This window comes from Limnohabitans sp. JirII-29 (genome assembly GCF_003063395.1).
GTDB lineage: Bacteria > Pseudomonadota > Gammaproteobacteria > Burkholderiales > Burkholderiaceae_C > Limnohabitans.
This window is the reverse complement of the sequence record NZ_NESB01000001.1, coordinates 268,436-292,040: the sequence shown is the minus strand read 5'-3', so window position 1 is coordinate 292,040 and position 23,605 is coordinate 268,436. Positions and strand designations below refer to the sequence as shown.

General features: G+C 60.4%; 27 protein-coding genes. 10 read left to right on the top strand and 17 right to left on the bottom strand.

The window, feature by feature from the left end; all coding sequences use genetic code 11:
• Positions 1-4 precede the first annotated feature (4 nt).
• The 10 genes from bchM to B9Z39_RS01410 are packed head-to-tail and all read left to right on the top strand — an operon-like array spanning position 5 to position 9,188.
• Positions 5-712, top strand: coding sequence for a magnesium protoporphyrin IX methyltransferase (gene bchM, locus B9Z39_RS01455; RefSeq protein WP_108300469.1), 708 nt, complete (start codon positions 5-7; stop codon positions 710-712).
• Complete coding sequence (locus tag B9Z39_RS01450; RefSeq protein ID WP_100146150.1) at positions 709-2,169, top strand: BCD family MFS transporter; 1,461 nt, start codon at positions 709-711, stop codon at positions 2,167-2,169. The genes bchM and B9Z39_RS01450 overlap by 4 nt, the downstream gene beginning before the upstream one ends.
• A 27-nt stretch (positions 2,170-2,196) precedes the next feature.
• The gene (puhA, locus tag B9Z39_RS01445) at positions 2,197-2,961 is read left to right on the top strand and encodes a photosynthetic reaction center subunit H (protein ID WP_108300468.1); all 765 of its coding nucleotides are present in this window, start codon (positions 2,197-2,199) and stop codon (positions 2,959-2,961) included.
• Positions 2,958-3,641 (top strand): photosynthetic complex putative assembly protein PuhB, encoded by a 684-nt coding sequence (gene puhB, locus B9Z39_RS01440; protein WP_108300467.1) that lies wholly within the window; start codon positions 2,958-2,960, stop codon positions 3,639-3,641. Before puhA ends, puhB begins: the two co-directional genes overlap by 4 nt.
• Positions 3,638-4,111, top strand: coding sequence for a photosynthetic complex assembly protein PuhC (gene puhC / locus B9Z39_RS01435; RefSeq protein ID WP_108300466.1), 474 nt, complete (start codon positions 3,638-3,640; stop codon positions 4,109-4,111). The genes puhB and puhC overlap by 4 nt, the downstream gene beginning before the upstream one ends.
• Positions 4,112-4,144: 33 nt before the next feature.
• Positions 4,145-5,227 carry a magnesium-protoporphyrin IX monomethyl ester (oxidative) cyclase gene (gene acsF / locus B9Z39_RS01430; protein WP_100146154.1) on the top strand — a complete coding sequence of 361 codons (1,083 nt, stop codon included), beginning with the start codon at positions 4,145-4,147 and terminating at the stop codon, positions 5,225-5,227.
• Positions 5,221-6,003 (top strand): putative photosynthetic complex assembly protein PuhE, encoded by a 783-nt coding sequence (gene puhE, locus B9Z39_RS01425; RefSeq protein WP_100146155.1) that lies wholly within the window; start codon positions 5,221-5,223, stop codon positions 6,001-6,003. Before acsF ends, puhE begins: the two co-directional genes overlap by 7 nt.
• Before the next feature lie 8 nt (positions 6,004-6,011).
• The gene (locus tag B9Z39_RS01420) at positions 6,012-7,589 is read left to right on the top strand and encodes a phytoene desaturase (protein ID WP_100146245.1); all 1,578 of its coding nucleotides are present in this window, start codon (positions 6,012-6,014) and stop codon (positions 7,587-7,589) included.
• Positions 7,576-8,727, top strand: a complete 1,152-nt coding sequence (locus B9Z39_RS01415; protein ID WP_108300465.1) for a phytoene/squalene synthase family protein — start codon at positions 7,576-7,578, stop codon at positions 8,725-8,727. Before B9Z39_RS01420 ends, B9Z39_RS01415 begins: the two co-directional genes overlap by 14 nt.
• 17 nt (positions 8,728-8,744) lie before the next feature.
• Positions 8,745-9,188 (top strand): BLUF domain-containing protein, encoded by a 444-nt coding sequence (locus tag B9Z39_RS01410; RefSeq protein ID WP_108300464.1) that lies wholly within the window; start codon positions 8,745-8,747, stop codon positions 9,186-9,188.
• A 43-nt stretch (positions 9,189-9,231) separates the two neighbouring features.
• On the opposite strand, the gene B9Z39_RS17215 is transcribed toward B9Z39_RS01410, so the two are convergent.
• The 17 genes from B9Z39_RS17215 to bchC all read right to left on the bottom strand — a co-directional run bounded on the left by B9Z39_RS17215 (position 9,232) and on the right by bchC (position 23,587).
• Positions 9,232-9,360: a hypothetical protein gene (locus B9Z39_RS17215; protein ID WP_255408407.1), complete on the bottom strand. Its 129-nt coding sequence runs from the start codon at positions 9,358-9,360 to the stop codon at positions 9,232-9,234.
• A 231-nt stretch (positions 9,361-9,591) separates the two neighbouring features.
• Entirely contained in the window at positions 9,592-10,989 is a 1,398-nt protein-coding gene (locus tag B9Z39_RS01405) for a PucC family protein (RefSeq protein ID WP_100146158.1), read from the bottom strand.
• 53 nt (positions 10,990-11,042) lie between these two features.
• Positions 11,043-11,240, bottom strand: a complete 198-nt coding sequence (locus B9Z39_RS01400) for a light-harvesting protein (RefSeq protein WP_100146159.1) — start codon at positions 11,238-11,240, stop codon at positions 11,043-11,045.
• Positions 11,241-11,251: 11 nt separating this feature from the next.
• Complete coding sequence (gene pufB / locus B9Z39_RS01395) at positions 11,252-11,404, bottom strand: light-harvesting antenna LH1, beta subunit (protein ID WP_019429105.1); 153 nt, start codon at positions 11,402-11,404, stop codon at positions 11,252-11,254.
• A gap of 104 nt (positions 11,405-11,508) precedes the next feature.
• Positions 11,509-12,372, bottom strand: a complete 864-nt coding sequence (locus B9Z39_RS01390; protein ID WP_108300463.1) for a carotenoid 1,2-hydratase — start codon at positions 12,370-12,372, stop codon at positions 11,509-11,511.
• Positions 12,369-13,901, bottom strand: a complete 1,533-nt coding sequence (crtD, locus tag B9Z39_RS01385) for a 1-hydroxycarotenoid 3,4-desaturase CrtD (protein WP_108300462.1) — start codon at positions 13,899-13,901, stop codon at positions 12,369-12,371. The genes B9Z39_RS01390 and crtD overlap by 4 nt, the downstream gene beginning before the upstream one ends.
• Positions 13,894-14,709: a hypothetical protein gene (locus B9Z39_RS01380; RefSeq protein ID WP_233248888.1), complete on the bottom strand. Its 816-nt coding sequence runs from the start codon at positions 14,707-14,709 to the stop codon at positions 13,894-13,896. The genes crtD and B9Z39_RS01380 overlap by 8 nt, the downstream gene beginning before the upstream one ends.
• A 32-nt stretch (positions 14,710-14,741) precedes the next feature.
• Positions 14,742-15,821 (bottom strand): photosynthetic reaction center cytochrome PufC, encoded by a 1,080-nt coding sequence (pufC, locus tag B9Z39_RS01375; RefSeq protein ID WP_233202560.1) that lies wholly within the window; start codon positions 15,819-15,821, stop codon positions 14,742-14,744.
• The gene (gene pufM, locus B9Z39_RS01370; RefSeq protein WP_108300461.1) at positions 15,818-16,795 is read right to left on the bottom strand and encodes a photosynthetic reaction center subunit M; all 978 of its coding nucleotides are present in this window, start codon (positions 16,793-16,795) and stop codon (positions 15,818-15,820) included. Before pufM ends, pufC begins: the two co-directional genes overlap by 4 nt.
• A gap of 49 nt (positions 16,796-16,844) precedes the next feature.
• A complete protein-coding gene (gene pufL, locus B9Z39_RS01365) occupies positions 16,845-17,681 on the bottom strand; it encodes a photosynthetic reaction center subunit L (protein WP_108300460.1) in 837 nt (278 codons plus the stop codon).
• A gap of 83 nt (positions 17,682-17,764) precedes the next feature.
• Positions 17,765-17,974 (bottom strand): light-harvesting antenna LH1, alpha subunit, encoded by a 210-nt coding sequence (gene pufA / locus B9Z39_RS01360; RefSeq protein ID WP_100146164.1) that lies wholly within the window; start codon positions 17,972-17,974, stop codon positions 17,765-17,767.
• A 10-nt stretch (positions 17,975-17,984) separates the two neighbouring features.
• Positions 17,985-18,209, bottom strand: coding sequence for a hypothetical protein (locus B9Z39_RS01355; RefSeq protein WP_100146165.1), 225 nt, complete (start codon positions 18,207-18,209; stop codon positions 17,985-17,987).
• Between the two features lie 44 nt (positions 18,210-18,253).
• Complete coding sequence (pufB, locus tag B9Z39_RS01350) at positions 18,254-18,397, bottom strand: light-harvesting antenna LH1, beta subunit (protein ID WP_081499349.1); 144 nt, start codon at positions 18,395-18,397, stop codon at positions 18,254-18,256.
• A gap of 143 nt (positions 18,398-18,540) precedes the next feature.
• On the bottom strand, positions 18,541-20,046 hold the full coding sequence (gene bchZ, locus B9Z39_RS01345; protein WP_108300459.1) for a chlorophyllide a reductase subunit Z: 1,506 nt from the start codon (positions 20,044-20,046) through the stop codon (positions 18,541-18,543).
• Positions 20,043-21,596 (bottom strand): chlorophyllide a reductase subunit Y, encoded by a 1,554-nt coding sequence (gene bchY, locus B9Z39_RS01340; RefSeq protein ID WP_108300458.1) that lies wholly within the window; start codon positions 21,594-21,596, stop codon positions 20,043-20,045. The genes bchZ and bchY overlap by 4 nt, the downstream gene beginning before the upstream one ends.
• A gap of 36 nt (positions 21,597-21,632) precedes the next feature.
• Positions 21,633-22,637, bottom strand: coding sequence for a chlorophyllide a reductase iron protein subunit X (locus B9Z39_RS01335; protein WP_100146168.1), 1,005 nt, complete (start codon positions 22,635-22,637; stop codon positions 21,633-21,635).
• Positions 22,634-23,587: a chlorophyll synthesis pathway protein BchC gene (gene bchC / locus B9Z39_RS01330; protein ID WP_108300457.1), complete on the bottom strand. Its 954-nt coding sequence runs from the start codon at positions 23,585-23,587 to the stop codon at positions 22,634-22,636. The genes B9Z39_RS01335 and bchC overlap by 4 nt, the downstream gene beginning before the upstream one ends.
• Positions 23,588-23,605 lie beyond the last annotated feature (18 nt).

The following is a 23,605-nucleotide window of genomic DNA, read 5'->3' as shown; positions in this document are numbered from 1 at the left end:
CACCATGAACACCACCGCCTACGAACAACGTCGCAGCCAAATCGAACACTACTTCGACCGCACAGCCGCCGACGCCTGGGCCCGCCTGACGTCGAACGAGCCCGTGGGGCGCATCCGTGCCACGGTGCGCGCCGGGCGCGACACCATGCGCGAAACACTGCTGTCGTGGCTGCCGCAAGACATGCACGGTCTGCGCGTGCTCGATGCCGGCTGCGGCACTGGCGCGCTGGCCCTGCAAGCCGCGCTGCGCGGTGCTGAGGTGGTGGCCATCGACCTGTCGCCCACGCTGGTCAAGCTGGCCGCCGAGCGCATGGCCGCCGAGCACCCGCACCTGCCTGGCTCGGTGCAGTTTTTGTCGGGCGACATGCTCAGCCCTGAGCTGGGCGAGTTTGACCACGTGGTGTGCATGGACTCGCTCATCCATTACGACAGCGACCAAATTGCCCAAGCCTTGGCCGGTTTGGCGCAACGCACACGCACCTCCATGGCTTTCACCTTCGCGCCACGCACGCCGCTGTTGGCTTTGATGCACCGCGCAGGCCGACTGTTTCCGCGCAGCGACCGCTCGCCGTCGCTGTCGCCGGTGGCGCATGCCGACTTGCTGCGTCGCATGCAAGGTCACACCCATTTGCACCATTGGCAAGGCGCGCGCATGCAGCGCGTGGCCCGTGGGTTTTACACCTCACAAGCGTGGGAGTGGACACGTTCATGAAACTGCACATCCCGGTCCCCCGCTGGCTCAGCGCCTACGGCACACGCTTCATGCCGTTTGCCGATGCGGCGTCGCCTGAACTGCCCATGGCGCGCTTGCTGCGCCTGTCGTTGTTCCAAGTGGCGATTGGCATGGTCACCGCGCTGTTGGTGGGCACGCTCAACCGGGTGATGATTGTGGAGTTGCAAGTGCCTGCCTGGTGGGTGGCACTGGCGGTGGCCATCCCCATGGTGTTTGCCCCGCTGCGCACACTGATTGGGTACGGCAGCGACACACACCCCTCGGCGCTGGGTCTGCGGCGCATTCCCTACCTCTGGACGGGCACGCTGCTGCTGTTTGGTGGCCTGTCCATCATGCCGTTTGCTTTGCTGCTGCTGTCTGAGCCTGAGAGCGCCAACCTGTGGGTGGGGCAAATTGGCGCATGCCTGGCCTTTGTGCTGGTGGGTGCGGGCATCCAGGTCACCCAAACCGCGGGCATGGCGCTGGCGCACGACCTGGCCAGCGACGACAAACGCCCCCGCGTGGTGGCCTTGCTCTACAGCATGCTGCTGGTGGGCATGATCGTCAGCAGCACCGTGTTTGGTTGGGTGCTCCATGACTTCAGCCCGCAAAAACTGATCCAGCTGGTACAGGGCTGCGCGGTGATGGTGGCGGTGATGAACCTCGCTTCGCTTTGGAAGCAAGAGGCCCGCAGTGCCAAGCGTGGACAACGCGAAGCCGGTGGCTTTGCCAACAGCTGGCGCGATCTGATGGCCCAGCCACAGATGCGCCGCTTCTTGTGGACCCTGGCCTTGGGCACCTTCGCTTTCAACATGCAAGACATCGTGCTCGAGCCCTATGCGGCCGAAATTCTGAAGCTCGATGTGGGCATGACCAGCGCCTTGACGGCGCTGAGCGCGGGCGGGGCCTTGTTGGCTTTTCTCTTGTCGGCGCGTTGGCTTGTCGGTGGCTTGCATGCCTGCCGCTTGGCAAGCTTAGGCATTGTGTTGGGCTTGCCCGCATTTGCCATGGTGATTTTTTCGGGTCCGCTGCAGGCGGCTTGGATGTTCCGCATCGGCGTGGGCCTGATTGGTTTCAGCGGCGGTCTGTTTTCGGTGGGCATGCTGGTCACCGCGATGGGCATGGCGCAAGACGGCAGCCCGCTCGGTCACTTGGCCGGTTTGGTCATGGGCACTTGGGGTGCCGTGCAAGCCACCAGCGCCGGTGCGGCCATGGCGTTCGGTGGCGCGCTGCGTGACGGGGTCTCGGTACTGGCCATGTCGGGCGCGTTGGGTGAGGTGCTGGTCACCCCCATCACCGCCTACAGCTTCGTCTACCACTTTGAAATGTATTTGTTGTTTGTCGTGCTGGTGGCGCTGGGCCCCATGTTGCGCGCCAGCCGTTTGGCCGCCCGCGATCAAGCCCAAAACCCCGGTCAACCCGTCACCCCTTTTGGTTTGGCACAACTGCCGGGCTGATGCAATGATTTTTTGAAGGAGACAGCCATGGAAACAGGCGCAATCACACAGTACATCGATGTGGCCCAAATCGTTTTGTACATGTTTTGGGCATTTTTTGCGGGGCTGATTTACTACCTCTTGCGTGAGAACCACCGCGAGGGCTACCCCATGGATTCGGGCCGCGAGAACGGCCCCAAGATCGAAGGCTGGCCACCCGTGCCCTCACCCAAGGTCTTTAAAACGCAAGACGGTCACACCTACTTGTCTCCCGATTTGGCCCGCCCCGACGGCGAGTACAGCGCCCAGACCATGCACGGCTGGAACGGCGCACCGCTAGAGCCGCTGGGTGACCCACTGCTGGCCGGCGTGGGCCCTGGCGCCTGGGCCATGCGCGCCGACATCCCGGACATGGACCCGCATGGTCACGCCAAAATCGTCCCCCTGCGCGTGGCCGCTGATCACTCGGTAGCCAAACAGGACGTGGACCCCCGTGGCTTGCCCGTTTGGGGCGCTGACAAGGTCGTGGCAGGCACCGTGGTCGAACTCTGGGTCGACCGCATGGAGATGCTGTTTCGCTACGCCGAAGTGCAGTTGGTGAACTCGGAAAAGCGTGTCTTGTTGCCCATGACCTTTGCGCGCATCAAGAAAGACGGCACGCATGTGCAGGCGATCTTGAGCCACCAGTTTGTGAACGTGCCACAGACAAAATCACCCGAACAAATCACCTTGCTCGAAGAAGAAAAGATCACCGCCTATTACGGCGCGGGCACCTTGTACGCCACCCCAGAGCGTCAGGAGCCCATCCTGTGAAAGCCACCCACGAACATGAGTGGGAAGCGGCCCCTGGCTTGCCCAGTGCACTGCCCCCCGGCGAACACGTGGTCTGGCAAGGCGCGCCCGATTGGCGCAGCCTGGCGGTGCATGCGTTTCATGTGCGCAAGATCGCTGTGTATTTTGTGTTCATGCTGGCCCTGCAAGCCATCAACCTGACGGCACCCGACAGTGGCGCAGGCTGGAAGCCGCTGACCGAGGTGGCATGGAAACCTTTGCTGGTCGCAGCCAGTCTTTATGCCTTTGCCTTAGGTTTGCTGCTGGGCACCGCTTGGCTGTCGGCCAGCAGCACGCTCTACACCCTAACCAACAAGCGGGTGGTCATGCGCATTGGCATCGTGCTGACGCTGACCTTCAACCTGCCCTACAAGCGCATCGCGGGTGCATCGCTCAAGTCTTACGCCAAAGGCGTGGGCGACATGGCCTTGGCGCTTCACCCCGAGGACCGCATTGGCTGGGCCCACTTGTGGCCGCACCAGCGCGCTTGGTACATCAGCCAGCCCCAGCCCACCTTGCGTTGCTTGGCCGGGTGTGAGGCAGTCGGCCAACAGCTGCTGGCTTTGTGGCGTGCCGAACGCGCCAACGACAGCCTGCGCTTGGAACAACCATCTGCCGACTCGGCCCCACCTGCGCATCGCTCCCACGGGGTACTGGCATGAGCACCTTGCACAACGACCACTGGTCACAGCACAACCACGGCCTGAGCCGCCCCATGGCCTGGATTGGTGTGGTGCTGCTGGCCGTGTTGGTGGCGGTGGGCTTGGCGCGTTGGTCGGGTCTGGACCCACGCACACCCGACGCCGCCGTGCAATGGCAGCGTGCGCTGCAATTCAGCGACCTGCCCAATGGCGACATCGCGGTGCTCGACGCCGACACCCAAAAGCGCGTGGCCCGTTTTTCTGGTGAACAAGGTTTTTTACGCAGCACTCTGCGCGCGCTCGCACGTGAACGGCACCGCGAAAAAATTGGGCCCGAAGCACCGCTGTTGCTGATGGGCCGCACCGATGGTCGCCTGACCTTGCTTGACCCCACCACCCAACAACGCATCGACCTGGAGTCCTTTGGACCCAGCAACGCTGCCGTGTTTGCTGGCCTGCGTTTGGCAGGCCACGACACCCCAATCCGTTAAGCCCAACACCCATCACACACCACGGAGACTGCCATGAACGCCACTGCTGTCCACCCCATCGAAACGGCGGAAGACGCCAACAAAAAAGCCGTGCACAGCGACATGATCAGCCCGCGCTTTTACACCACCGACTTTGCCGCCATGGACCGCATCAGCGTCGAGCCCGTGCGTGCCGAGTGGGACAAGATGATGGCCGAGTACGAAGGCGACAACAACCACGACCACTTCCAGCGCGATGCGGCGTTTGCCGACGAAGTGGCAGCGGGCATGGCCACGCTCTCGCCCGAGATGCGCCAAGAATTCATGGACTTTTTGGTCAGCTCTCTGACCTCGGAGTTTTCGGGCTGCGTGCTCTACAACGAGATCCGCAAGAACGTCGACAACCCAGACATCAAACGACTGATGACTTACTTGGCGCGCGACGAATCGCGCCACGCGGGCTTCATCAACCTGTCGCTGCGCGACTTCAATTTAGGGATCGACCTGGGCAACCTCAAGCGGACCAAGAAAGTCACCTTCTTCAAGCCCAAATACATTTACTACGCGACCTACTTGTCCGAAAAAATTGGTTATGCGCGCTACATCACCATCTTCCGCCAGCTCGAAAAGCACCCCGAAAAACGCTTCCACCCGATCTTTCGCTGGTTCGATCTGTGGTGCAACGACGAGTTTCGCCACGGCGAATCCTTTGCCCTGATCATGCGGGCCAACCCGCATTTGCTGCGCGGTGGTAACAAGCTGTGGATTCGCTTTTTCTTGCTGGCCGTCTACGCCACCATGTACGTGCGCGACCACACCCGCCCCATGCTGCACGAGGCCATGGGCCTCGATTCGAGCGACTACGACTACCAGGTGTTTCGTATCACCACCGCTATCACGCAGCAGGTCTTCCCGCTGGCGCTCGACACCGACAACCCGGCTTTCCGACGCGGCCTGGAACGCCTGTTCACCATTTCGCAAGCCATGGAAAAAGCCAAGGCACGAGGCGGCGTGTTGGGCAAACTTCAGCAAGGGGTGTGCGCCCTGCAAGCCGCTGCCACCTTTGCCCGTCTGTACTTCATGCCGGTGATTCAACAAGACCTGTCACCTCAGGTGCGCATGGAACCCGCATGGTGAATGAAGTGGTTTGGGCCTGCGTGTTCACGGCCCTGTGCTGGTGGCTCGGCACGGGTGTGATCCTGTGGCTCGACCGCTTGCCTGCGCGCAGCTTCCGGTTCAGTCTGGCGGGCTGGACGGTGTTGCTGGCTTTGAGTTTTTGGGGTGTGGCGCACAGCATGCGCGAGGTCAGCGTGGTCAACGCTTACTTGGCCTTTGGCAGCGTGATCGTCATGTGGGGGTGGCACGAGTTGACCTTTCTCACCGGCTGGATCACCGGCCCACGCAAAACTCCGCTGGATGCGGGCGCCCAAGGCTGGCCGCGTTTTGTGCAATCGGTGCAGGTCATGCTCTACCACGAGCTGGCCTTGCTGGCTAACTTCGCCGTGCTGTGGTGGATGCAAGAAGGCGAGCACAACCACGTGGCCATTTGCACCTACGCGCTGCTGTGGTGCATGCGCCTGTCGGCCAAATTGAATTTGTTTTTTGGTGTGCCGCAAAACGGCGCGCAATACCTGCCGGCGCACCTCAAGTACCTGGCCAGTTATTTCCGCACCCGCGACATGACCGTCTGGTTTGTGCTGTCCATGGGCGTGGCCATGGGCACTTGGTTCTGGCTGGTCTGGCTGGCCCAACAAGGTGCAGTGGCCATCACCACCGGTTGGGTCATGCTGGCCACGCTGCTGGGGCTGGCGATCGTTGAACACGTCATCATGATTTTTCCTTGGCCACTGGAGCGGCTGTGGGGTTGGGCCATGGGCCAGACCACCAAACCGGCTTTGACCTCACCCCCTTGAAGGCCCCCATGAATACCTTGACCCTCACCCCCGCCCTGCGCGCCGATGGCTTTGACACACCAGGCATCCCACCCCGCGCCAATGCCGGTGAAGTGAGCCGCAAACACCAGCGCCCTGTGGCGGTGGTCATTGGCAGCGGCTTTGGCGGGCTGGCCGCAGCCATTCGCCTGAGCGTCAAAGGCTACGAAGTCAAAGTCTTTGAAAAACTCGACGCCCCTGGGGGCCGCGCCTATGTGCACCACCAAGACGGCTTCACCTTCGACGCAGGCCCCACCATCATCACCGCACCGTTTTTGCTCGAAGAGCTGTGGGCGCTGTGTGGCAAACGCTTTGCAGACGACGTGAAGCTGGTGGCCATGGACCCGTTTTACCGCGTGCGTTTTGCCGACGGCACTTGGTTCGATTACAACGGCGACCCCGAACACATGCGCGCTGAAGTGGCGCGCTTTGAGCCCTCAGACCTGGCGGGTTACGAACGCTTTTTAGAAGAAGCCGAGCGCTGCAAGACGCTGGGTTTTGAAGGCATGGGTGACATGGCTTTTGACAAGATCAGCGACCTGATGGCGGCCATCCCCGACTTCTTGCGCATGGGCGCCTGGCGCAGCCTCTACAGCCTGGTGGCCAAACACATGCGCAACGACAAGCTGCGCATCGTGATGAGCTTTCACCCGCTGCTGATCGGCGGCAACCCCTTTGCCGTGACCTGTGCTTATGCGCTGATCAATTCACTGGAGCGCACTTGGGGTGTGCACTCGGCCATGGGCGGCACTGGGGCCATCGTGCGCGGCCTGGTGGGCCTGCTGGAAGATCGTGGTGTACAGCTGCGCTGCAACGCACCCGTCACGCAAATCCGCATCGAGGGCGGTCGTGCCTGTGGCGTGGCGTTGGACACGGGCGAGTTCATCGCCGCCGACATCGTGGTCAGCAATGCCGACACGGCCTGGACCTACAAGCACTTGGTGGCCCCCCAACACCGCCGCGTGTGGAGCGACCGCAAGATCGACAAGGGCCATTACTCCATGGGCCTGTTTGTCTGGTACTTCGGCACCTCGCGCCAATACGCCGATGTGCCGCATCACATGATGGTGCTGGGCCCGCGATACGAGGGTCTGCTGCAAGACATCTTCAAAAAGCACAAACTGGCCAAAGACTTCAGCCTCTATTTGCACCGCCCCACTGCCACCGACCCCTCGCTGGCGCCCGAGGGCTGCGACACCTTTTATGTGCTCTCGCCCGTGCCGCACCTCGACAGTGGCACCGACTGGCCCGCCTTTGCTGAAACCTACCGCGCGGCCATTGCCGAGAGCCTGCAAGCCAGCGTGTTGCCGGGCCTGCGCAACTGCATCGTGACCAGCAAGGTCACCACACCGCAGGACTTTCACGACAACTTGTGGTCTTACAAAGGCGCGGGCTTTGGCTTGGAGCCTTTGCTGCTGCAAAGCGCCTGGTTTCGTCCGCACAATCGCAGTGAAGATGTGCCGGGTCTGTTTGTGGTGGGGGCCAGCACGCACCCAGGTGCAGGTGTACCGGGTGTACTGATGTCAGCCAAAGCTTTGGAAACGGTGGTGCCCCATGTCCAGGCCTGAACGCACGCAACCACTCGCACACACGCCAAGCGCAGCACCGCACCTGTATGCCGTGGCAACGGCCGCTGAACCTGCGGTGTTCAAAGAACTCGACTTTGGCTCGCAGGACCTGCAAGCCTGCGTGGCGATGATGCAAGGCGGCTCCAAAACGTTCTTTGCGGCCAGCCGCTTGTTGCCACCCCGTGTGCGCACCGCCGCCATCGCGCTGTATGCCTTTTGCCGCGTGGCCGATGACCTGGTGGACGAAGCTGCGCCCGGCGATACGCCGTTGGTGGTGTTGCAAGCGCGGCTGGACGCCATCTATGTCGGCACCCCACACGACCACGTCGAAGACCACGCCTTGAGCTTGTTGGTGCAGCAGTACAAACTGCCTCGCCATTTGTTGGACGCGCTGATCGAGGGCTTTGCCTGGGATGCAGCTGGGCGCACTTACGAGAGCATGGAAGACCTGCATGCCTACGGTGCCCGCGTGGCGGGCAGTGTGGGCGCGATGATGGCTTGGATCATGGGCACACACAACATGGACACCTTGGCACGCGCCTGCGAGCTGGGCGTGGCCATGCAGCTGACCAACATTGCCCGCGACGTGGGGCACGACGCCAGCATTGGCCGCTTGTACCTGCCGCGTCAATGGTTGGTCGAAGCGGGCATCAACCCCGACGAATGGTTGGCCAAGCCAAGCTTCACGCTTGGCATTGCACAAGTGGTGACGCGCTTGCTCGATGAGGCAGACCGCCTGTACAAGCAAGCGCACTCGGGCATCGCCGCTTTGCCGCCCGACTGCCGCGCGGCCATTTGTGCAGCGAGCATGATCTACGCCGAGATCGGCCATCAGCTGCGCCGCGAAGGCTTGGATTCGGTCAACAAACGCACCGTGGTCAGCACCACGCGCAAGCTCATGCTGCTGGCCAGCGCTTGGACCCAAGTGCACTGGATCCGCGTGAGCGAGCACACGCCTGAGCCGTTGGGCGCCATCGTCGCCATGGTGCAAGGCTGCCGCAACGCCACGCCGTTCACAGGCCACAAAGTTTTTTTCCCAAACCGCGCCATGCCCCAGCGCGTGGCTTGGATGTTCGAGTTGCTTGAGCGCCGGGAAGCCGAGCGCCTGGGCCTCAACAACCCGCAACAAACGACCTAACGCCTGAGGCCACAACGATGAGAGACGACCGCCACAGCATTCGGGTGCGTTTGCTGTATGTCAGCCAGGCGGTGGGTCCGCAAACCACCACCGTCACCACCAGCATCTTGCTACAGGCGCAAACACACAATGCGGTGCTGGGCATCACGGGCGTGCTGTGTCAAGGTCAGGGCTTCTTTTTTCAAGTGCTAGAGGGCGAACGCAGCCGTGTGAATGCGTTATACCGACGCATTTGTATCGACAAACGGCACCACGCAGTGGACCTGCTGCATTACGAAGAAATCAAGGAACGTTTGTTTGACCAGTGGTCCATGGCACTGATACGGCTGCCCGTGGACGACCCGATGCTCAACGGGCAGCATGCTGACTTTGACCCCTACGCCACTTCTGGCACAGAAGTGATGGCGCAGCTGCTGAATTGGGTGGCGACGGGTCAGCCGATTGAGATGACGGCCCCCTGAGCGTCACCCGTCGCTGGTGCGCACAGCAAAGCTTCTGCGCGGGTCAGCTGTTGCTTGAGATCAACTTGGCGATCACCGCAATCACGACGAAAAATGAAGAAAACAGCGCAATGCCAACGGCGTAGTAGGTGCCCGACTTTTGGCGGATTTGAGAAATTGTCAATTTGTTCATGGTTTCAACCTTGTTTTAAAAAACGATCTATCAAGAAGCAGCTGACGCCATCACTCGCTTGGGTGATCCGACGTTTTATGGAATGGGCGTTTGGGGCGATTCAACCAATTGGCCACCATAAACGCGCAAAAAACGACAAACATGATGATGAGGATGTGTTTGATTTCCATGGTGTTTTCCTTGTGTTGAGGGAGGATAAAAAGAGTCGCAAAAAATGAGGGGATAGATCAACTATACGGATGGCGTTTGTGCTGAATCAAGTGCACGCCAAGGTCGTATCAATGGGGACATGGCCCACAACGTCAGCGCCAGCAACCCAATTTCAAGACCATACACGGCCGAGTAACCCACCACCGAACTGCTGCCCAGCGCCACGCCGTCGCGCACCAAACCGCCCACAGCCATGCCGACACCCGCGGCTGTGGCCTGCACCGCGCCCCAAGCGCCCATGGCCAAACCGACATGCTCGGGTGGCGCCATTTGCATGGTGGCCGTGAGTGTGCCGTGGGCAAACAAACCGCCACCCAAGCCAATCAAGAAAATGCCCATGGCAAACAAAACGGGCGAATCAAAAGGGGCTGAGGCGATCACCGCCACAAACGCTGGCACGCCCACCCAAGCACCCCAACTGGCCATGCGGTAAGCATCTGCACCACGACTGAGCACCCGCGAGGCCCAAGCAAACCCAATCAAACCACCCAGCGCCAGCGTGGCGGTGAGCATGGTGGTGGTGGAGACACTGAGGTTCAAAATCTCGCCGCCATAGGGCTCGAGCAACACATCTTCCATGGTGAAGGCCATGGTGCCCAAGCCCACGGCCAGCAAGCGCCGCAGCGTATTCGGGCCTTGACAAAACAGTTGCCAGGCTTGGGCGAAGGTGTGCTCAATCGGCGTGCCGGGTTTGCGTGTGCGGCTGCGCGGCTCTTGTTTCCACAGGGCCACCACGTTGAGCACCAGCGTCATCACAGCCACGGCTTGCACCACGCGAATCAGCTGACCGGGGCTGTAATCGCGCAGCAAATGGCCCAGCATCAAGGCGCTGCCGATCATGCCGACCAGTTGCATCACATACATGAGGCCCACCACCTTGGGTTGGCTCTCGGGCGGGGCCAAGTCAGTGGCCAGCGCCAGACCTGCGGTTTGTACCGTGTGCATGCCTATGCCCACCAACACAAAAGCACCCCCAGCCCCGACCAAACCCACCCAGCTGGGGGCCTGACTCGACTGGCCTGCACCGGCCAACACCAGCAGCGCAAAGGGCATGATGGAGAAACCACCGAACTGCAGCAAACTGCCCATCCAGATGTAGGGCACACGCCGCCAGCCCAGTTGTGAGCGGTGGTTGTCTGAGCGAAATCCAATGAGCGCCCGAAACGGCGCCACGAGCAAAGGCAGGGCCACCATCAACGACACCAGCGTGACGGGCACTTTGAGCTCGACGATCATCACGCGGTTGAGGGTGCCCACCAGCATGACCATGGCCATGCCGACAGAGATTTGAAACAGCGACAAGCGCAACAGACGAGACAGCGGCAAGTCATCGCTGGCAGCGTCTGCAAAGGGCATGAATCTCGGGCCCATCGAGGCCAGCGAATTCGCCCATGAAGCATGTGTTTTGGTTTTGGTCATAGATTGAAAAGACCAAGCGCTTGCGCGCTTGGCCGTTCGACGGGTAGCACCCGCTACTTCTTCACCGTGGCATCGGCCGCCGCAGGCGCAACAGCGACCACTTTGGCACCACCGTTGAGGTAGTTTTTCACCCAGCTGGTGTTCATGGTCAGCGCCAAGTGCACGCTGAAGGACGAGATCGCCACAGCAGCAATGAACACAGGGATCCCAACCGATGGTTTCACCACGCACCACATTTTCGAATAGATCATGAGGTTCTCCTTTACTTGAGCCAGGGTGAATAGATGTAGGCCAGCAGATGGGCAAATGCGGCAATCATGCCGAATATCTGCGTGCCCTGGATGAGATTGCGGTGAATCTCTTCCGATTCGGCCTCGGTCAGTCCCGTTGGCCAGACTTTGTCTGAGTTAGACATAGTTTTCTCCTTGCAGAAGACGTGCACGGCCCGCACGAGGGCTATTCAAGGCCACCATGGCCAGGAATGGGGTTGCCTTGAAAGCGAGTTCAAGCGTGTTCATCTCAAGCCCGCCTCGGCATGCGCCAAGGCAGCATGGCTTGAACCACCGGTGACACCAAACGCGGCACCGACAAGGTTTCGTGGAAGGCGAGCAAGGGCTCACCTGCGTGATCAAATTGCAGCAAGGCGCGCTGGTAAAAGGGCGTGTCTTCGAGTTGCTCTTGCACCTGAACAGCTTGCTCACTGCGCATACGCCGATCAATGCGCCAACCCGTTTTGGGCAAGCGTTGAACCGGCGGCGTGTCGATGGTTTCCACCTTGCCTTTGGGCGTGAAGCGCAGCGAGAGCACGCGATCTTGTGTGTTTGGGGCTTGCATGTCGTAGAACACCAAGGTGCTGCCATCACGCATGCGGGCACGCGACCAGTCCCAGGTGTGAAAGCCTTGGTCGATGGGTTCGTCGCCCTCGTTCGAATCCAAGTAAGCATGGCCCTGCCACTTCAGATCGGGCGAGCTCAACTCGACCTCAATCCGCGACGCTGGCGCCAAAGGTCCCCAGCGGTGTCGGCCAAACACATCGAGACGCGTCGAGAAGGCGCACAGGTGTTGAGGCCACAGCTTGATACGGCCTCGGATGCGCCGAGGCAGCGGGACGCACACCTCGTTGATGTCGATGGTCAAACAGTCGCCGTCCCACTGCAACTGACTCGGACCAATGACGAACGCTTGGGCACTGCGCGCCGACTGTCTGTGACCTCGCTCGGTCATCGCCCAACGTCCATGGCCTTTGCTGTAGAGGGCCACGTTCAATGCGCAATGGTTGTCTGGGTCTGCACGGCCACGTTGGCGAGCCCAGGCGTAATAAGGCGAGAACACGCTGCCCACAAACGCGATGAGGGTGATGCCGTGTTGGCCGTCGTCACTCATGGCGTCGACGTACCACCAAAGGTAGCCCCCATCTGGAACATGCTGGTCGAAGCGAGGCTCGCCATCAGGGCCTCGGCCGCCCGCTGCCCGGACAAGGCCGCCATCGGCACGCCCGGCCCCGGATGCACGCTGCCCCCAGCCAGAAAGAGGCCCGGCAGGGGCGTGTTGGAGCCAGGTCGGCTGAAGATGCTGGTCCAGCCGTGCGTCGCCTGCCCGTACAGGGCTCCCCCACTGGCTGGAAAACGCCGATGGAAATCCTGCGGCGTGGTGCGCAGGCTGTGAGTCGCCGTGGGTTGCAATTGCAAGCCCAGCTGACGCAGGTGTTGAAAGGTGTGTGTTTGGCATTGTTCTAAAGCCTCCTCAGTGATCGCATTGCCATCACCGCTGGCAGGGGCGTTGACCAAACAAAAAATGCGCTCGGCTTGGCCGAGTGCGAGTGGCGCAGGCCGATCTTGTGCGCAGACATAGACGGTGGGTTGTTGCGGCAGGCGCTGGCGCTCGAAGATGTCCTCGAACTCACTGGCGTAAGTGTTTTGAAAAAACACGTTGTGGCGGTCAAGTGCCACCCCTTCTGTCGCGGTGTGCATGGACCACGTCAAGGCCGACAAAGACCTCGGCGGCGATGCTTTAGGTACAGCTTGGCGCGCTTCGTCACCCAACAAACCTTGTCGCAAAGCAGCGGCATCGCCATTGAAAATCACACGGTCTGCGGGCAAAAACTCGCCCGACTGCAAGCGCACGCCACACACCCTGCCCTGACGCTTTTCGATGCGCTGACACGTGCTGTGATAACGAAACACCGCGCCACGGCGGCGGGCCACGCGGACCAGCGCCTCAGCCATGCCGACCATGCCGCCTTGTACCGACCAGACACCATCCATCTCAACCTGAGCGATCAGCATGAGGGTGGCAGGCGACTGCCAAGGCGATGAGCCGCAGTAGGTGGCGTAGCGGGCAAACAATTGGCTCAAGCGTGGGTCGGTGAATTGGTGGCCCAGCTGCTGCCACAGGCTGCGCATGGGGCCAAGTTGGGCCAGCACGCCCAAGCCTTTGAAACCTAAGTCCCCCATGAAGCCGCCCATGCTGGGGCGCTGAGCACGGATCATCGGCCCTTCCAGCGCGGCATACAGCGCGCGCGTGGTTTGGCAAAATTTTTGAAAACGCCGCGCCTCGTCACCACCCGACCAAGCGGCAATGGCTGCTTCGCTGAGGCGCGCATCGGCAGACAAATCCAACTGGCTGCCATCGGGCCAGAAGTGGCGTGCCAACACCTGCAAAGGCGTGATCTGCATCTCTGCTTCGACACTGGTGCCCACGCTGTGCAGCAAGGCGTCAAACACCCAACGCATGGTGAACACCGTGGGCCCGCTGTCGATGGCCACACCGTCGACCTCGCGGCTGTGCACTTTGCCACCGGGCTCGCCCGCGGCTTCGACCACCGTGACATCCAGGCCCTGATGCGCCAGCAACAAGGCGCTGCTCAAGCCGCCCATACCCGCCCCAACAATGACCACCTTGTGCTCAGACATGGCTGGGCTCCAAGTCATGCAAACCCAAAGCGGGCTCCGTTGGCAAGGGCAATGCATCGGCGCGTGCGGGTGCGCTTGGCATCTCCAAAGCCCGGCCTTGCCAAACGCCGGACATGTGAAGAACCTGCATGCGCACAAACATCGATTCCGAAAAAAACTGGTGCTTGTAGGCTGCGGCGCTGGCCACTTGATGCGCGCCCTGATGGGCGTACTGCAACATGGACGCCGTGTCTTGCCACAGGCTGAAAGTGCATTGACGCACCAACGGTGCCTCGCCCAACCCCATGGATAACAAGCAGCCTTTGGACTGGCTGAGTCCGGCTTGTGCGGCGGGCGCATAACGCCAAAAAGCCATGGCTTTGGTGGGCACAATGCTGGCCCGTGTCAGCACCGCCAACGGACCCTGTGGGTCGACTTGTCCATCCAGTGCGTCGGGCGCAGTGGCGAGCCAGGCTTGTTTGTCCCATTGGCCTCTGGCCGATTGCACGCTCAGCACACCGCTCCAAAGTTCACGGGCACGGTCACGGTAGGCCTGCACCCAAGCACTGCCGAGAAATTTCATGGCCAAGTCAAAGTGCGTGAACGTGCAGATGAGTCCCTGGTGGGTGGCACTGGGCCGCAAGCTAAAGCCGCCACCGTGGCCACTGCCCATGACCTTGACAGTCGTCAAGCCCGGCACTTCTTTGTAGGGAGATGCGCCTGCCACCAAGCGTAACCAACCCCACCCCTGATGCTGTCGCAAAAAATCAGCAAGCAACACGACCACCACGCCTGACAAGGGGTCGTGAAGAGGTGCAAGGGTGTCCATGACGGGGCGTCCGGCAAGTTGGCTGAGGACGGCTATTTGGTTGCAACTTTGGTGGTTACCAAAGCCGGTTTGAGTAACTCAGGAAAGTCCTTGGCCATCGGTGCCCCGTTGAGCGGCTTGTAGGCCCCTTGGTGGCACGTGGCGCAGTTGAGCTTGGGCACATCACCCGTGGGGCCTTTGCGATGGTCTGGGAACACGTCGGTCAAAGATTCCATGTAGCTCGTATTGAGATCACGCGCCATGCGTATGCCATGCCAAGCCGTCGTGCGCTGAGGCGGACTTTTCTCCCAGCTTTGGAACGACTGGGTGTTGTGGCAATAGGTGCAATTCACGCCCAAAGACGTTGACATGTGGGTCATCAACCCATAGGTCCACTCGGCTTGCTTGATCGACTGGCGGTTACCAGACGGCAGCGCGGTCGGCCCATTGACGCGGATTTTTTCCTCACCCAACAAAAATGGTGTGAACGGATCGTTGGGCAACGAGGACAAATTCACCACGGCCGAAGGCGTGTTTTGCCCCGCCTTGTCGCCGATGAAGTTGGCGCCTTTGGGCTGAGGATCGGACTTGAACCAGATGGCACTGGGCACAGGCTGGCCGCGGTGGCAGGTGTAGCACGTCACACCCGTCTCTGCGACGTGGGGTTTCCAGTCGGCGTTGATGTGTTGCGTCATCTGAATCATCTTGCGCGCCACCACTTTGGTGTACTTGCTGTCCTCTTGAAAGTTGGGCAGCTGGTGGCAATAGGCACAACCTTCTTCAGGTGCCACCCAACTGCTCATAGAGACCATCAGGCGGTTGAATTCGCCTACGCTCAAGTTGCCCAGCACCTTCACATTTTTGTAGACCTGTGATGCCTTCGGGCCGTCAGAGCCGGGCGAAGGAATGGCCATGGGCGGTTGGTTCTTCTCGGTTTTCGCGTCCAGCAAGCGGACGTTGTAGACCTGCACCATGCCAGTACCGCGGTAGCCGCTTTGCACCGATTCGGGACTGGGCCGCTCACACCCGCTCAACAACAAAGCGGCCAGCGCAAGGCCGATGGTTTGCAACAGACGCGCCGCCCATGGGGTGCGCAAGCGTGGGCTGCAAGAGGTCATGGTGTGTGTGCTCATGGCTTCACTCCAGTAGCCAGCGCGGGGTCAACCATCGCTGGAAAAATTTCGGGATAAGGTGGTGCCACGCCATGCTTGATGGCCCACAAGTACCAGTTGTCCACCACGGTGCCTGTCAGCAAAATGCCGATGCCGCCGGTGATGGGACACAGCACCGCAAACCACCACGCCCAGCGGTGGATCGACTCCATCGTGGCGTTGAAGCCCATGGTCCAGCGCCAAAACAAGGCAGCTCGCTCGGAGGCTGTGCCACGGTCGGTGATTTGTTCAATCTCGCGCTCACCACCAAAGCGGGTCACCGCCAAAATGGTGGCGCCGTGCATGGCAAACAGCAAGGCGGAGCCATACAAGAACACGATCGACAGGGCATGGAAGGGGTTGTAGAACAAGTTGCCGTAGCGCAGTGAGAAAGCCGCCGTCCAGTCCAAGTGGGGGAAGATGCCGTAAGGCACGGCCTCGCCCCAAGAGCCCATCAGGATCGGACGGAACAAGCCCAACACCAGGAACAACCAGATGGCCGCAGCAAAAGCCCACGCGATGTGCGTGCCCATGCCCAGCTCCACCGCACGGCGGTAGGTGCGCGCCCACCACAGCATCACCGAGGCTGTGAAGAACAAGCCCACGATCAAGAACCAGCCGCCTTGGTTGAGCGGTGGAATGCTCAGCCCGTAGCTCGGAGGCGGTGGCTCGAGGGAAAGCCAAAACAGCTGACGCACAAACTGGATCGGGTCGTAGTTGACCGAGGCCAGCATGTTCATGCCGATCAAGGTGAAGGCGATCAAGCCGCAAAAAAGCGAAGCCAGTCCGAGTCCACCGAGGTAGATGGGCCCGAGTTGGGCGTTGCCCAGCTTGCCGATCCAGTAGTTGATCAGGGGTTGTCCGGTGCGTGGGCTGTTGCCGTGCCCAAGTTCCACCCCTTGGTGCACAGGGCCCACGGCTTGCACCGTGGTAAATAGGTTTTGATAGTCGGCCATTCGCTGTACTCCTCAATTCTTTGCATTCGGTCTGTGCTGTGTGTTGAGCTCAGGTTGGCCACTGGGACCAGATCGGCATGTTCAGCCACCAGCTCCACCACTCAGGCCAGCCACGGCTCCAGAATGGGCCGCTGAGCACGATGCACAAGGCGCTGAACAGCACAGCAGCCAAGGCCAAAAACAGACCCAATCGGTGGATGCCCAAGGTGCCGATGGAGTAACCGATGATGTCGCGGAAGAACGTGTCTTCGTGTTCGGGGGTCTTGACCACGGTGCCCGGTGTGGGGTTGGTAGACGAGAGGATCAGGCCACCGTGCAGCGACAAGGCAAACACACTGGCGAAGAAGAAACTCACGGCAATCATGTGCGCCGGGTTGTAATGAAAGTGCAGGTACTGGTAGCCCACGTTGGACACCCAGTCGAGGTGGCTGTAGATGCCATACGGAAAACCGTGACCCCAAGCGCCCATGAGCACAGGGCGAATCACCACCAACGTGAAGTACGCTGAAATCGCGACACCGAAAGCCACAGGGACGTGATAGCCCATACCCAGCTTGCGACAGATTTCGACCTCACGCATCATCCAAGAGCCGAAGGCCCCCAACGCACAAACGGTGATGAATTGCCAAAGCCCGCCCTCCATCAGAGGCGCAAGGCGAAGGCCGTAAGACAAATCAGGCGGTGCGATGCTGATCTGCCAAAGGTTCCAGGTCGGGCCTTGTGAGGCTCCCCACAAAATGAGCGCCGTGCCCAGGAACGAAAAGAACAAGGTTGTCACGCCGAAGAAGCCGACGTAAAACGGTCCGACCCAAAAGTCAAACAAATCACCACCCAGCAGGGTACCTCCGCGGACACGGTACTTTTTCTCAAAACTTAGCATGGCCATGGTTGGGTCCTCCTGCTTCAGTGGATCAACAGATGCCGCATTGACACGGGTTCAATGACGGCATCTGAACGGCAAGTCCTGGATCAGGACTTGGGCAAGGTGAGCGAAGCCACCGAAGTCGGCAGCGGCGAGTTTTGCGCCGATGCTGCTACGGGTTTTTTCGCGCCGTCTAGCCAATTGAATTTGTTCGTGCTGAGCAAGATGAGGTGAATCATCGCGGCCAAACCAAACAAGAAAATGCCTTGCAATACCATGGCACGCAAAGGATCGAAAAGTCGCCAAATTCTCCACATGGTGAATCTCCTAAGTGATGTTGGACATGAAGGTGTACACCGCAGCTTTCACGCCATGGCTCATGCTCTTGGCATCCTCTGCACCGGGCAACAGATCACGCCACTGAACGCCGACCAGTTTGGCCAGTACGACGAGCGCGAAGAGAAATCCGAAACTGATGAAAAAAATAGTCCAATACGCTTGAGATTCATCCTCGCGCGGATGGTCCTCATTGAGATGGCTTGTGTTTTGCATGACAGTGTCTCCGTCAATCTAGGGTTTAAAAATCAGGCTCTGAATCAGAACCAGGGACGCCACGCCCAGACCAAGATGTGCGCCAATACAGCGACCGCTGTAAAGCCTACGGCACCTTGCATCCAGTAATGGTGGAACTCCTGGGCTTCCTCATCGGTGAGTCCGGAAATAGATGTCTTTGTGGACATTTTTTGCTCCTGTTAACGAGGCCTTGCGGCCCGGGATGCGCACAGCCCGCGCAGATAGGCATCCGCAGCCAAAGGCCACGACATCTTGAACAAGGGGCCGCGCTTTGCGCCACCCGTTGGTGTGTAAAAACGTGTGTCGACCTTCATGCCGCCACTCCCAAACCGAGTTCGCGGCTGGCCGCGTTGACATGGTCTTCGGTCACTTCGCTCAGGCCTTGTGCTTGCGACAGTTGCTCTGACTGATCGCGCAAACGCTTGGCCGCAGAAATTTGCACCAGCACCGGCTGGCTTTGCACCACATCGCGCAAACGCTGCTGGGCCTTGTCTTGCCAGTTGGCATTGGGGGGTGCCACGCCACGCGCTTGCGTGGCCTCGACTTTGTCCATCTCGGTGGCCAAGGGCAGGATGTGAAACAGGGCATCGAACAGCGCGTTACAGACTTCTTGCACCACGTAGGTGGCGCCGCTGTACCCCATGAAGGGCGTGCCGGTGTGGCGGCGAATGATGGCGCCCGGAAACGACGCCGGAATGAACGCTGCGCGCATGGGACTGCCCCCCGAGATCTCGCTCAGGTACATGCGCTCGTTGTAGCTGCCAAACATGATCAGAGGCGTTTGGGTTTTGACCATTTCGCGCACGTTGGCGTTGTCGGTCTTGGTGCCTGCGGTGCGCGAGACGCTGAAACGGCAAGGCAGGCCCATCTCAAATTCAAGGAAATTTTTCAGACCGCGTGCATAGGTCTCTCCAGCCACCACCGCAAAGCTGGCGGTGGCAAAGAAGTCTTGCGTGACCGAACGCCACAAGTCCCACAGGGGCTTCAAGGTGGTGTGCTTTTCACGCTCGATGAAGGGCTCTGGATCAAGGTTGAGCAACTGTCCGAGCTTGCGCAAAAACTGCGTGGTGCTGTGCATGCCAATGGGAGCTTGCAGGTAGGGACGCTCCAGCGCCTCGCACAACATGCGACCAAATTCGCGGTACATGCAAATGTTCACATCGGCTTCAACGAGGCGCGACACATCGGCCAAGTGGCTGCCCAAGGGGAACACCATGTTGACCTCGGCACCAATGCCCTGAACGAGGCGGCGAATTTCGGCCAAGTCACTGGCACTGTTGAAGGTGCCGTATGAGGGGCCAATGATGTTGACGCGGGGCTTTTCACCCGCAGGTCGCTCGGCAAATGGTTTGCGAGCAGGCACTTTGCGCAGGCCGTACTCGCTCCACAGCCAATACATGGCGCGGTTGGCGCATTGCCATTGGTCTTCGTCAATGGTGCGTGGCAAAAAGCGGGCGATGTTGGTGCCCTCAGGTGTCACGCCACCCCCAATCATTTCGGCGATGGAGCCGGTCACCACCACGGCGGGGAGTTCGGGGTCGAGTGTGGCGTGGGCACGTTTCATGGCACCTTCGGTGCCCTCGCGGCCCAGTTGCTCTTCGGCCAGGCCGGTCACCACGATGGGCAGTTCATGCGGCGGCAGTGCATCGGTGTAATGCAACACAGAGGTGACCGGCAGGTTTTCGCAACCCACGGGGCCGTCGATGACCACTTGCAAACCCTTGATGGCGGTGAACACATACACCGCACCCCAGTAACCACCTGCACGGTCGTGGTCGAGGATCAAAGGTGACTTGGGCAGATTTGGCTGGCTCATGACCCCATCTCCTCGGCTTTGCGTTTTTTCAGCAGCTTGTCCAGCTGGCGGCGGGTTTCGGTCTTGAACTCTGGGCGATCTTTGGGCACGGACTCCCAGATGCCCGCCGCATGGCCTGCGCCCACGTCGCCAAAGAAACTCTTCATCGCGTCGAAGCGGCTTTGGTTGCCCATGGCCGCCTGCACCACTTGCACCAAGGAACCCGCACCCGCCACGCCCATCAGAGGACGTGCAGAAATCAGGTTGGTGAAGTACAGCGAGGGAACGCTGTTTTGCTTGGCGATTTGCACCACCGGTGTCGTGCCAATGGCCAACTGGGGCCGGTACTCGTACATGGCGTGAAGGTCTTGCTCCAGCGAGGCGCGCATTTGCACTTGCACGCCCTTGGCCTGCAACCAAGCGATGTCATGCGCGTTCCAATCGGTCGCTGGACACGCCGAACCCACGTAACGCAAGTCGGCACCGCACTCGATGAGCAAGCGGCCCACCAGCAATTCAGAACCCTCGTAGCCACTGAGCGTGATGCGGCCTGAAATTGGCTTTTGCATCAGCAGTCCGCGCATTTGCGCCAAGGCTTGGTTGCGCGATAAATCGATCTGAGACTGCGCCAAACCAGCGGCCTGACCGATGTTTTGCAACCAGTCTTGTGTGCCTTCTAGGCCCACAGGCGCGGAGCCCACCACAGGACGTCCCGCAGCTTTGAACTCGCGCACGCTGGCGGTGTAAAAAGGGTGGATGGCGGCAGCCACGCTGCAATCGAGCGCGGCATACAGCTCACGCCATTCGCGTGTGGGGACCACGGGGCCTGCGGCCAAGCCCATGGGCTCGAGCATCTGCCCAATGATGACGGGGTCGGCCGGGAACATTTCGCCCAGCAAGGCCACCGTGGGTTTGCTGCCACGTCCGGCGCGAGGGGCAGCCACTGGGCCACTGATGATTTCTTCGCGGGCGTATTTCAACATCGCACCCGCCAGCACATCTTTGGCTTCTGCATGGGTGGGCACGCCAAAGCCCGGTACATCGATGCCGATGATGCGCACGCCGTTGATCTCTTTGGGCAACAGTTGCAAAGGCACACCACTGGCGGTGGGGACGCACAGGTTGATGATGATCACCGTGTCAACCTGGGCCGGATCAGCTTGCGCATGCACGGCCTCACGAATATCTTCAAACAGTTTGCCCGTGACCAGTGACTCAGAGTTGAAGGGCACGTAGCCCACGCTGCGGCGCGCACCGTAGAAATGCGAGGTGAACGTCAGACCATACACGCAGCATGCCGAGCCCGACAAGATAGTCGCCGTGCGCTTCATGCGCAAGCCCACGCGAAGCGAGCCAAAGGCAGGGCACATGCTCTGTGGCTGATCGTGCGGACCCGCGTCTGGCTGGCGCGGGTAATCGCGTGCGTATTGATCGAGCACGTCGGATTTGCCGGCCTCTTTGGCGGCGGCCACCATGGCCTCGGTGCCTGCATGGCAACCCACGCCGTCGCCTTGCAGGCCTGCTGGGTTGGCAGCTTGCGGGCTTGGGTGAATCGGGATGGTGCGTGTCATGGCCTGTTCCTGTGTGTTGTCTTGGCGTGGCTGCGTTTAGGCAGCGTCGTAGACGACTTCCAGCGAGGGTTTGATGTTTTCGTCTTTGCCCACCATGTCAAACACGGTGGCTGGTTCGAGCACCACATTGCGCCCAACCACATCGGCGCTGAACAAGCCCAGCAGTTGATCTTGCGTTTGTGGCTTGGGACGCTGGGGTGGCGCCTCGGCCACGTTCTTGGCCAACTCGGCAAACAGCGGTCCCCATTCGCCGTCAGGGCGGCCAATGATTTCGTAGCTGGCGCTCTTGCGGCGGATGTCTTCGTTGGCCGGGATGGAGGCCAACACCGGAATGCCAGCGTTGCTGGCAAAGGCCTGGGCTTCGCCTGTGCCATCGTCTTTGTTGATGACCATGCCGGCGACGCCGACGTTGCCACCGAGCTTGCGGAAATACTCCACCGCCGAGCACACGTTGTTGGCCACATAGAGGGACTGCAAGTCGTTGCTGGCTACCACAATGACTTTTTGGCACATGTCGCGGGCAATCGGCAAACCAAAACCACCGCACACCACATCGCCCAGAAAATCGAGCAAGACGTAGTCAAAGCCCCAGTCGTGAAAGCCGAGTTTTTCGAGCGTTTCAAAGCCGTGGATGATGCCACGACCGCCGCAGCCACGACCGACTTCAGGGCCGCCGAGTTCCATGGCAAACACCCCATCGCGTTTGAAGCACACGTCGCCAATGCTCACCGCCTGGCCCGATAGCTTGAGGCGCGAAGAGGTCTCGATGATGGTGGGACAGGCCTTGCCGCCAAACAGCAAGCTGGTGGTATCGCTCTTGGGGTCGCAACCGATGAGCAGCACTTTTTTGCCTTGCTGGGCCATCATGTAAGACAGGTTGGCCAGCGTGAAGCTTTTGCCAATACCGCCCTTGCCGTAGATCGCAATGATTTGCGTCTCTTTGGTCACTTCGCTCGTGCTCACGGTGTCGGGCTCGACATCGGCCTCACGGCGCAGAACTTCTACGAACTTGATGGGTTGTGTGGTGGTGTCGGTGTTCATGCGGAAGCACTCCAATCCAGGATCATCTTGAGACAGCTCGCATCTCCGAAGGCGGTCTCGTAGGCAGAACCAGCTTGTGTCGATGGCTGGGTGTGGGTGATCAAACCGTCAAGGGACAAACGACCGGTGTGCACCAGCTCGCTGACGGCCAGTAAATCGGGGCGCTTCCACTCGGCAGCGATGCGCATGCGTGCTTCACGCATGAAGGCTGGGGCGTAGGCAAATTTCAGGTCTTGTTTGTAGAAACCAGCCAGCACCAGTTCGCCGCCGGGGCGCAAGCGCTGGATCAGACTGTCAAGCAGGCTGCCGTCACCGCTCACGTCGTAAATCGCGGCATAGTCGCGACGCGGGTCGTCTTGCGGTTGAATCACGGTGTAGCCCTGGGCACCCGCAAAACGCGCGGCCTGGGTTTCCCACACGGTAGGTGCTGGCAGCCCGGCAGCCACGGTCAGACGCGCCAGCAAACGGCCCATGACGCCATGGCCAATGATCAGCTCTGGCGCAGCAAAGGGTTCTTGCTGCCCACCACCAGACACCGCGTGGTAGGCCGTGGCAGCCAGCGCCAGCAGCACAGCCTGGGCACCCAAATGGTCGGCCACTGGCATGACTTTTTGAGCCGTGACCACCAAGCGTGAAGCCGCACCCCCAAACAAACTTTTGACACCAGAAAAACAATTGGCACCTGGCACGAAGACGCGCTGCCCTTCTTGCACGCCGGTGTCTGTGGCCGAACAAACCACACGACCCACCGTTTCGTAGCCCGGCACCAAGGGGTATCCCATGCCTGGAAATGGCGGCATGCTGCCGTCCCAAAGCATGCGCTCGGTCCCGGTGCTGATGCCGCTGTATTCGACGGCGACCTCCAGTTGCCCAGCCTGCAAATCAGGCAAGTCCAAGGCCTGCAAGCTCAATTGCTTGGGGCTGTTGAAAACGACGGCTTGAGATTTCATAGCTGTATTCTTTACCTT

Bases quoted from the DNA above. Each gene is read 5' to 3' on its own strand.
- pufB (WP_019429105.1), bottom strand. From the start codon at position 11,404: ATGTCTAACTCAGACAAAGTCTGGCCAACGGGACTGACCGAGGCCGAA.
- pufM (WP_108300461.1), bottom strand. From the start codon at position 16,795: ATGGCCGACTATCAAAACCTATTTACCACGGTGCAAGCCGTGGGCCCT.
- acsF (WP_100146154.1), top strand. From the start codon at position 4,145: ATGAACGCCACTGCTGTCCACCCCATCGAAACGGCGGAAGACGCCAAC.
- bchM (WP_108300469.1), top strand. From the start codon at position 5: ATGAACACCACCGCCTACGAACAACGTCGCAGCCAAATCGAACACTAC.
- B9Z39_RS01380 (WP_233248888.1), bottom strand. From the start codon at position 14,709: ATGGACACCCTTGCACCTCTTCACGACCCCTTGTCAGGCGTGGTGGTC.
- pufC (WP_233202560.1), bottom strand. From the start codon at position 15,821: ATGAGCACACACACCATGACCTCTTGCAGCCCACGCTTGCGCACCCCA.
- B9Z39_RS17215 (WP_255408407.1), bottom strand. From the start codon at position 9,360: ATGAACAAATTGACAATTTCTCAAATCCGCCAAAAGTCGGGCACCTAC.
- pufA (WP_100146164.1), bottom strand. From the start codon at position 17,974: ATGTGGAGAATTTGGCGACTTTTCGATCCTTTGCGTGCCATGGTATTG.
- puhA (WP_108300468.1), top strand. From the start codon at position 2,197: ATGGAAACAGGCGCAATCACACAGTACATCGATGTGGCCCAAATCGTT.
- pufB (WP_081499349.1), bottom strand. From the start codon at position 18,397: ATGTCCACAAAGACATCTATTTCCGGACTCACCGATGAGGAAGCCCAG.
- B9Z39_RS01400 (WP_100146159.1), bottom strand. From the start codon at position 11,240: ATGATCTATTCGAAAATGTGGTGCGTGGTGAAACCATCGGTTGGGATC.
- B9Z39_RS01420 (WP_100146245.1), top strand. From the start codon at position 6,012: ATGAATACCTTGACCCTCACCCCCGCCCTGCGCGCCGATGGCTTTGAC.
- bchY (WP_108300458.1), bottom strand. From the start codon at position 21,596: ATGACACGCACCATCCCGATTCACCCAAGCCCGCAAGCTGCCAACCCA.
- bchZ (WP_108300459.1), bottom strand. From the start codon at position 20,046: ATGAGCCAGCCAAATCTGCCCAAGTCACCTTTGATCCTCGACCACGAC.
- B9Z39_RS01390 (WP_108300463.1), bottom strand. From the start codon at position 12,372: ATGAGTGACGACGGCCAACACGGCATCACCCTCATCGCGTTTGTGGGC.
- B9Z39_RS01335 (WP_100146168.1), bottom strand. From the start codon at position 22,637: ATGAACACCGACACCACCACACAACCCATCAAGTTCGTAGAAGTTCTG.
- B9Z39_RS01415 (WP_108300465.1), top strand. From the start codon at position 7,576: ATGTCCAGGCCTGAACGCACGCAACCACTCGCACACACGCCAAGCGCA.
- pufL (WP_108300460.1), bottom strand. From the start codon at position 17,681: ATGGCCATGCTAAGTTTTGAGAAAAAGTACCGTGTCCGCGGAGGTACC.
- puhE (WP_100146155.1), top strand. From the start codon at position 5,221: ATGGTGAATGAAGTGGTTTGGGCCTGCGTGTTCACGGCCCTGTGCTGG.
- B9Z39_RS01355 (WP_100146165.1), bottom strand. From the start codon at position 18,209: ATGCAAAACACAAGCCATCTCAATGAGGACCATCCGCGCGAGGATGAA.
- B9Z39_RS01450 (WP_100146150.1), top strand. From the start codon at position 709: ATGAAACTGCACATCCCGGTCCCCCGCTGGCTCAGCGCCTACGGCACA.
- B9Z39_RS01405 (WP_100146158.1), bottom strand. From the start codon at position 10,989: ATGACCAAAACCAAAACACATGCTTCATGGGCGAATTCGCTGGCCTCG.
- B9Z39_RS01410 (WP_108300464.1), top strand. From the start codon at position 8,745: ATGAGAGACGACCGCCACAGCATTCGGGTGCGTTTGCTGTATGTCAGC.
- bchC (WP_108300457.1), bottom strand. From the start codon at position 23,587: ATGAAATCTCAAGCCGTCGTTTTCAACAGCCCCAAGCAATTGAGCTTG.
- puhC (WP_108300466.1), top strand. From the start codon at position 3,638: ATGAGCACCTTGCACAACGACCACTGGTCACAGCACAACCACGGCCTG.
- crtD (WP_108300462.1), bottom strand. From the start codon at position 13,901: ATGTCTGAGCACAAGGTGGTCATTGTTGGGGCGGGTATGGGCGGCTTG.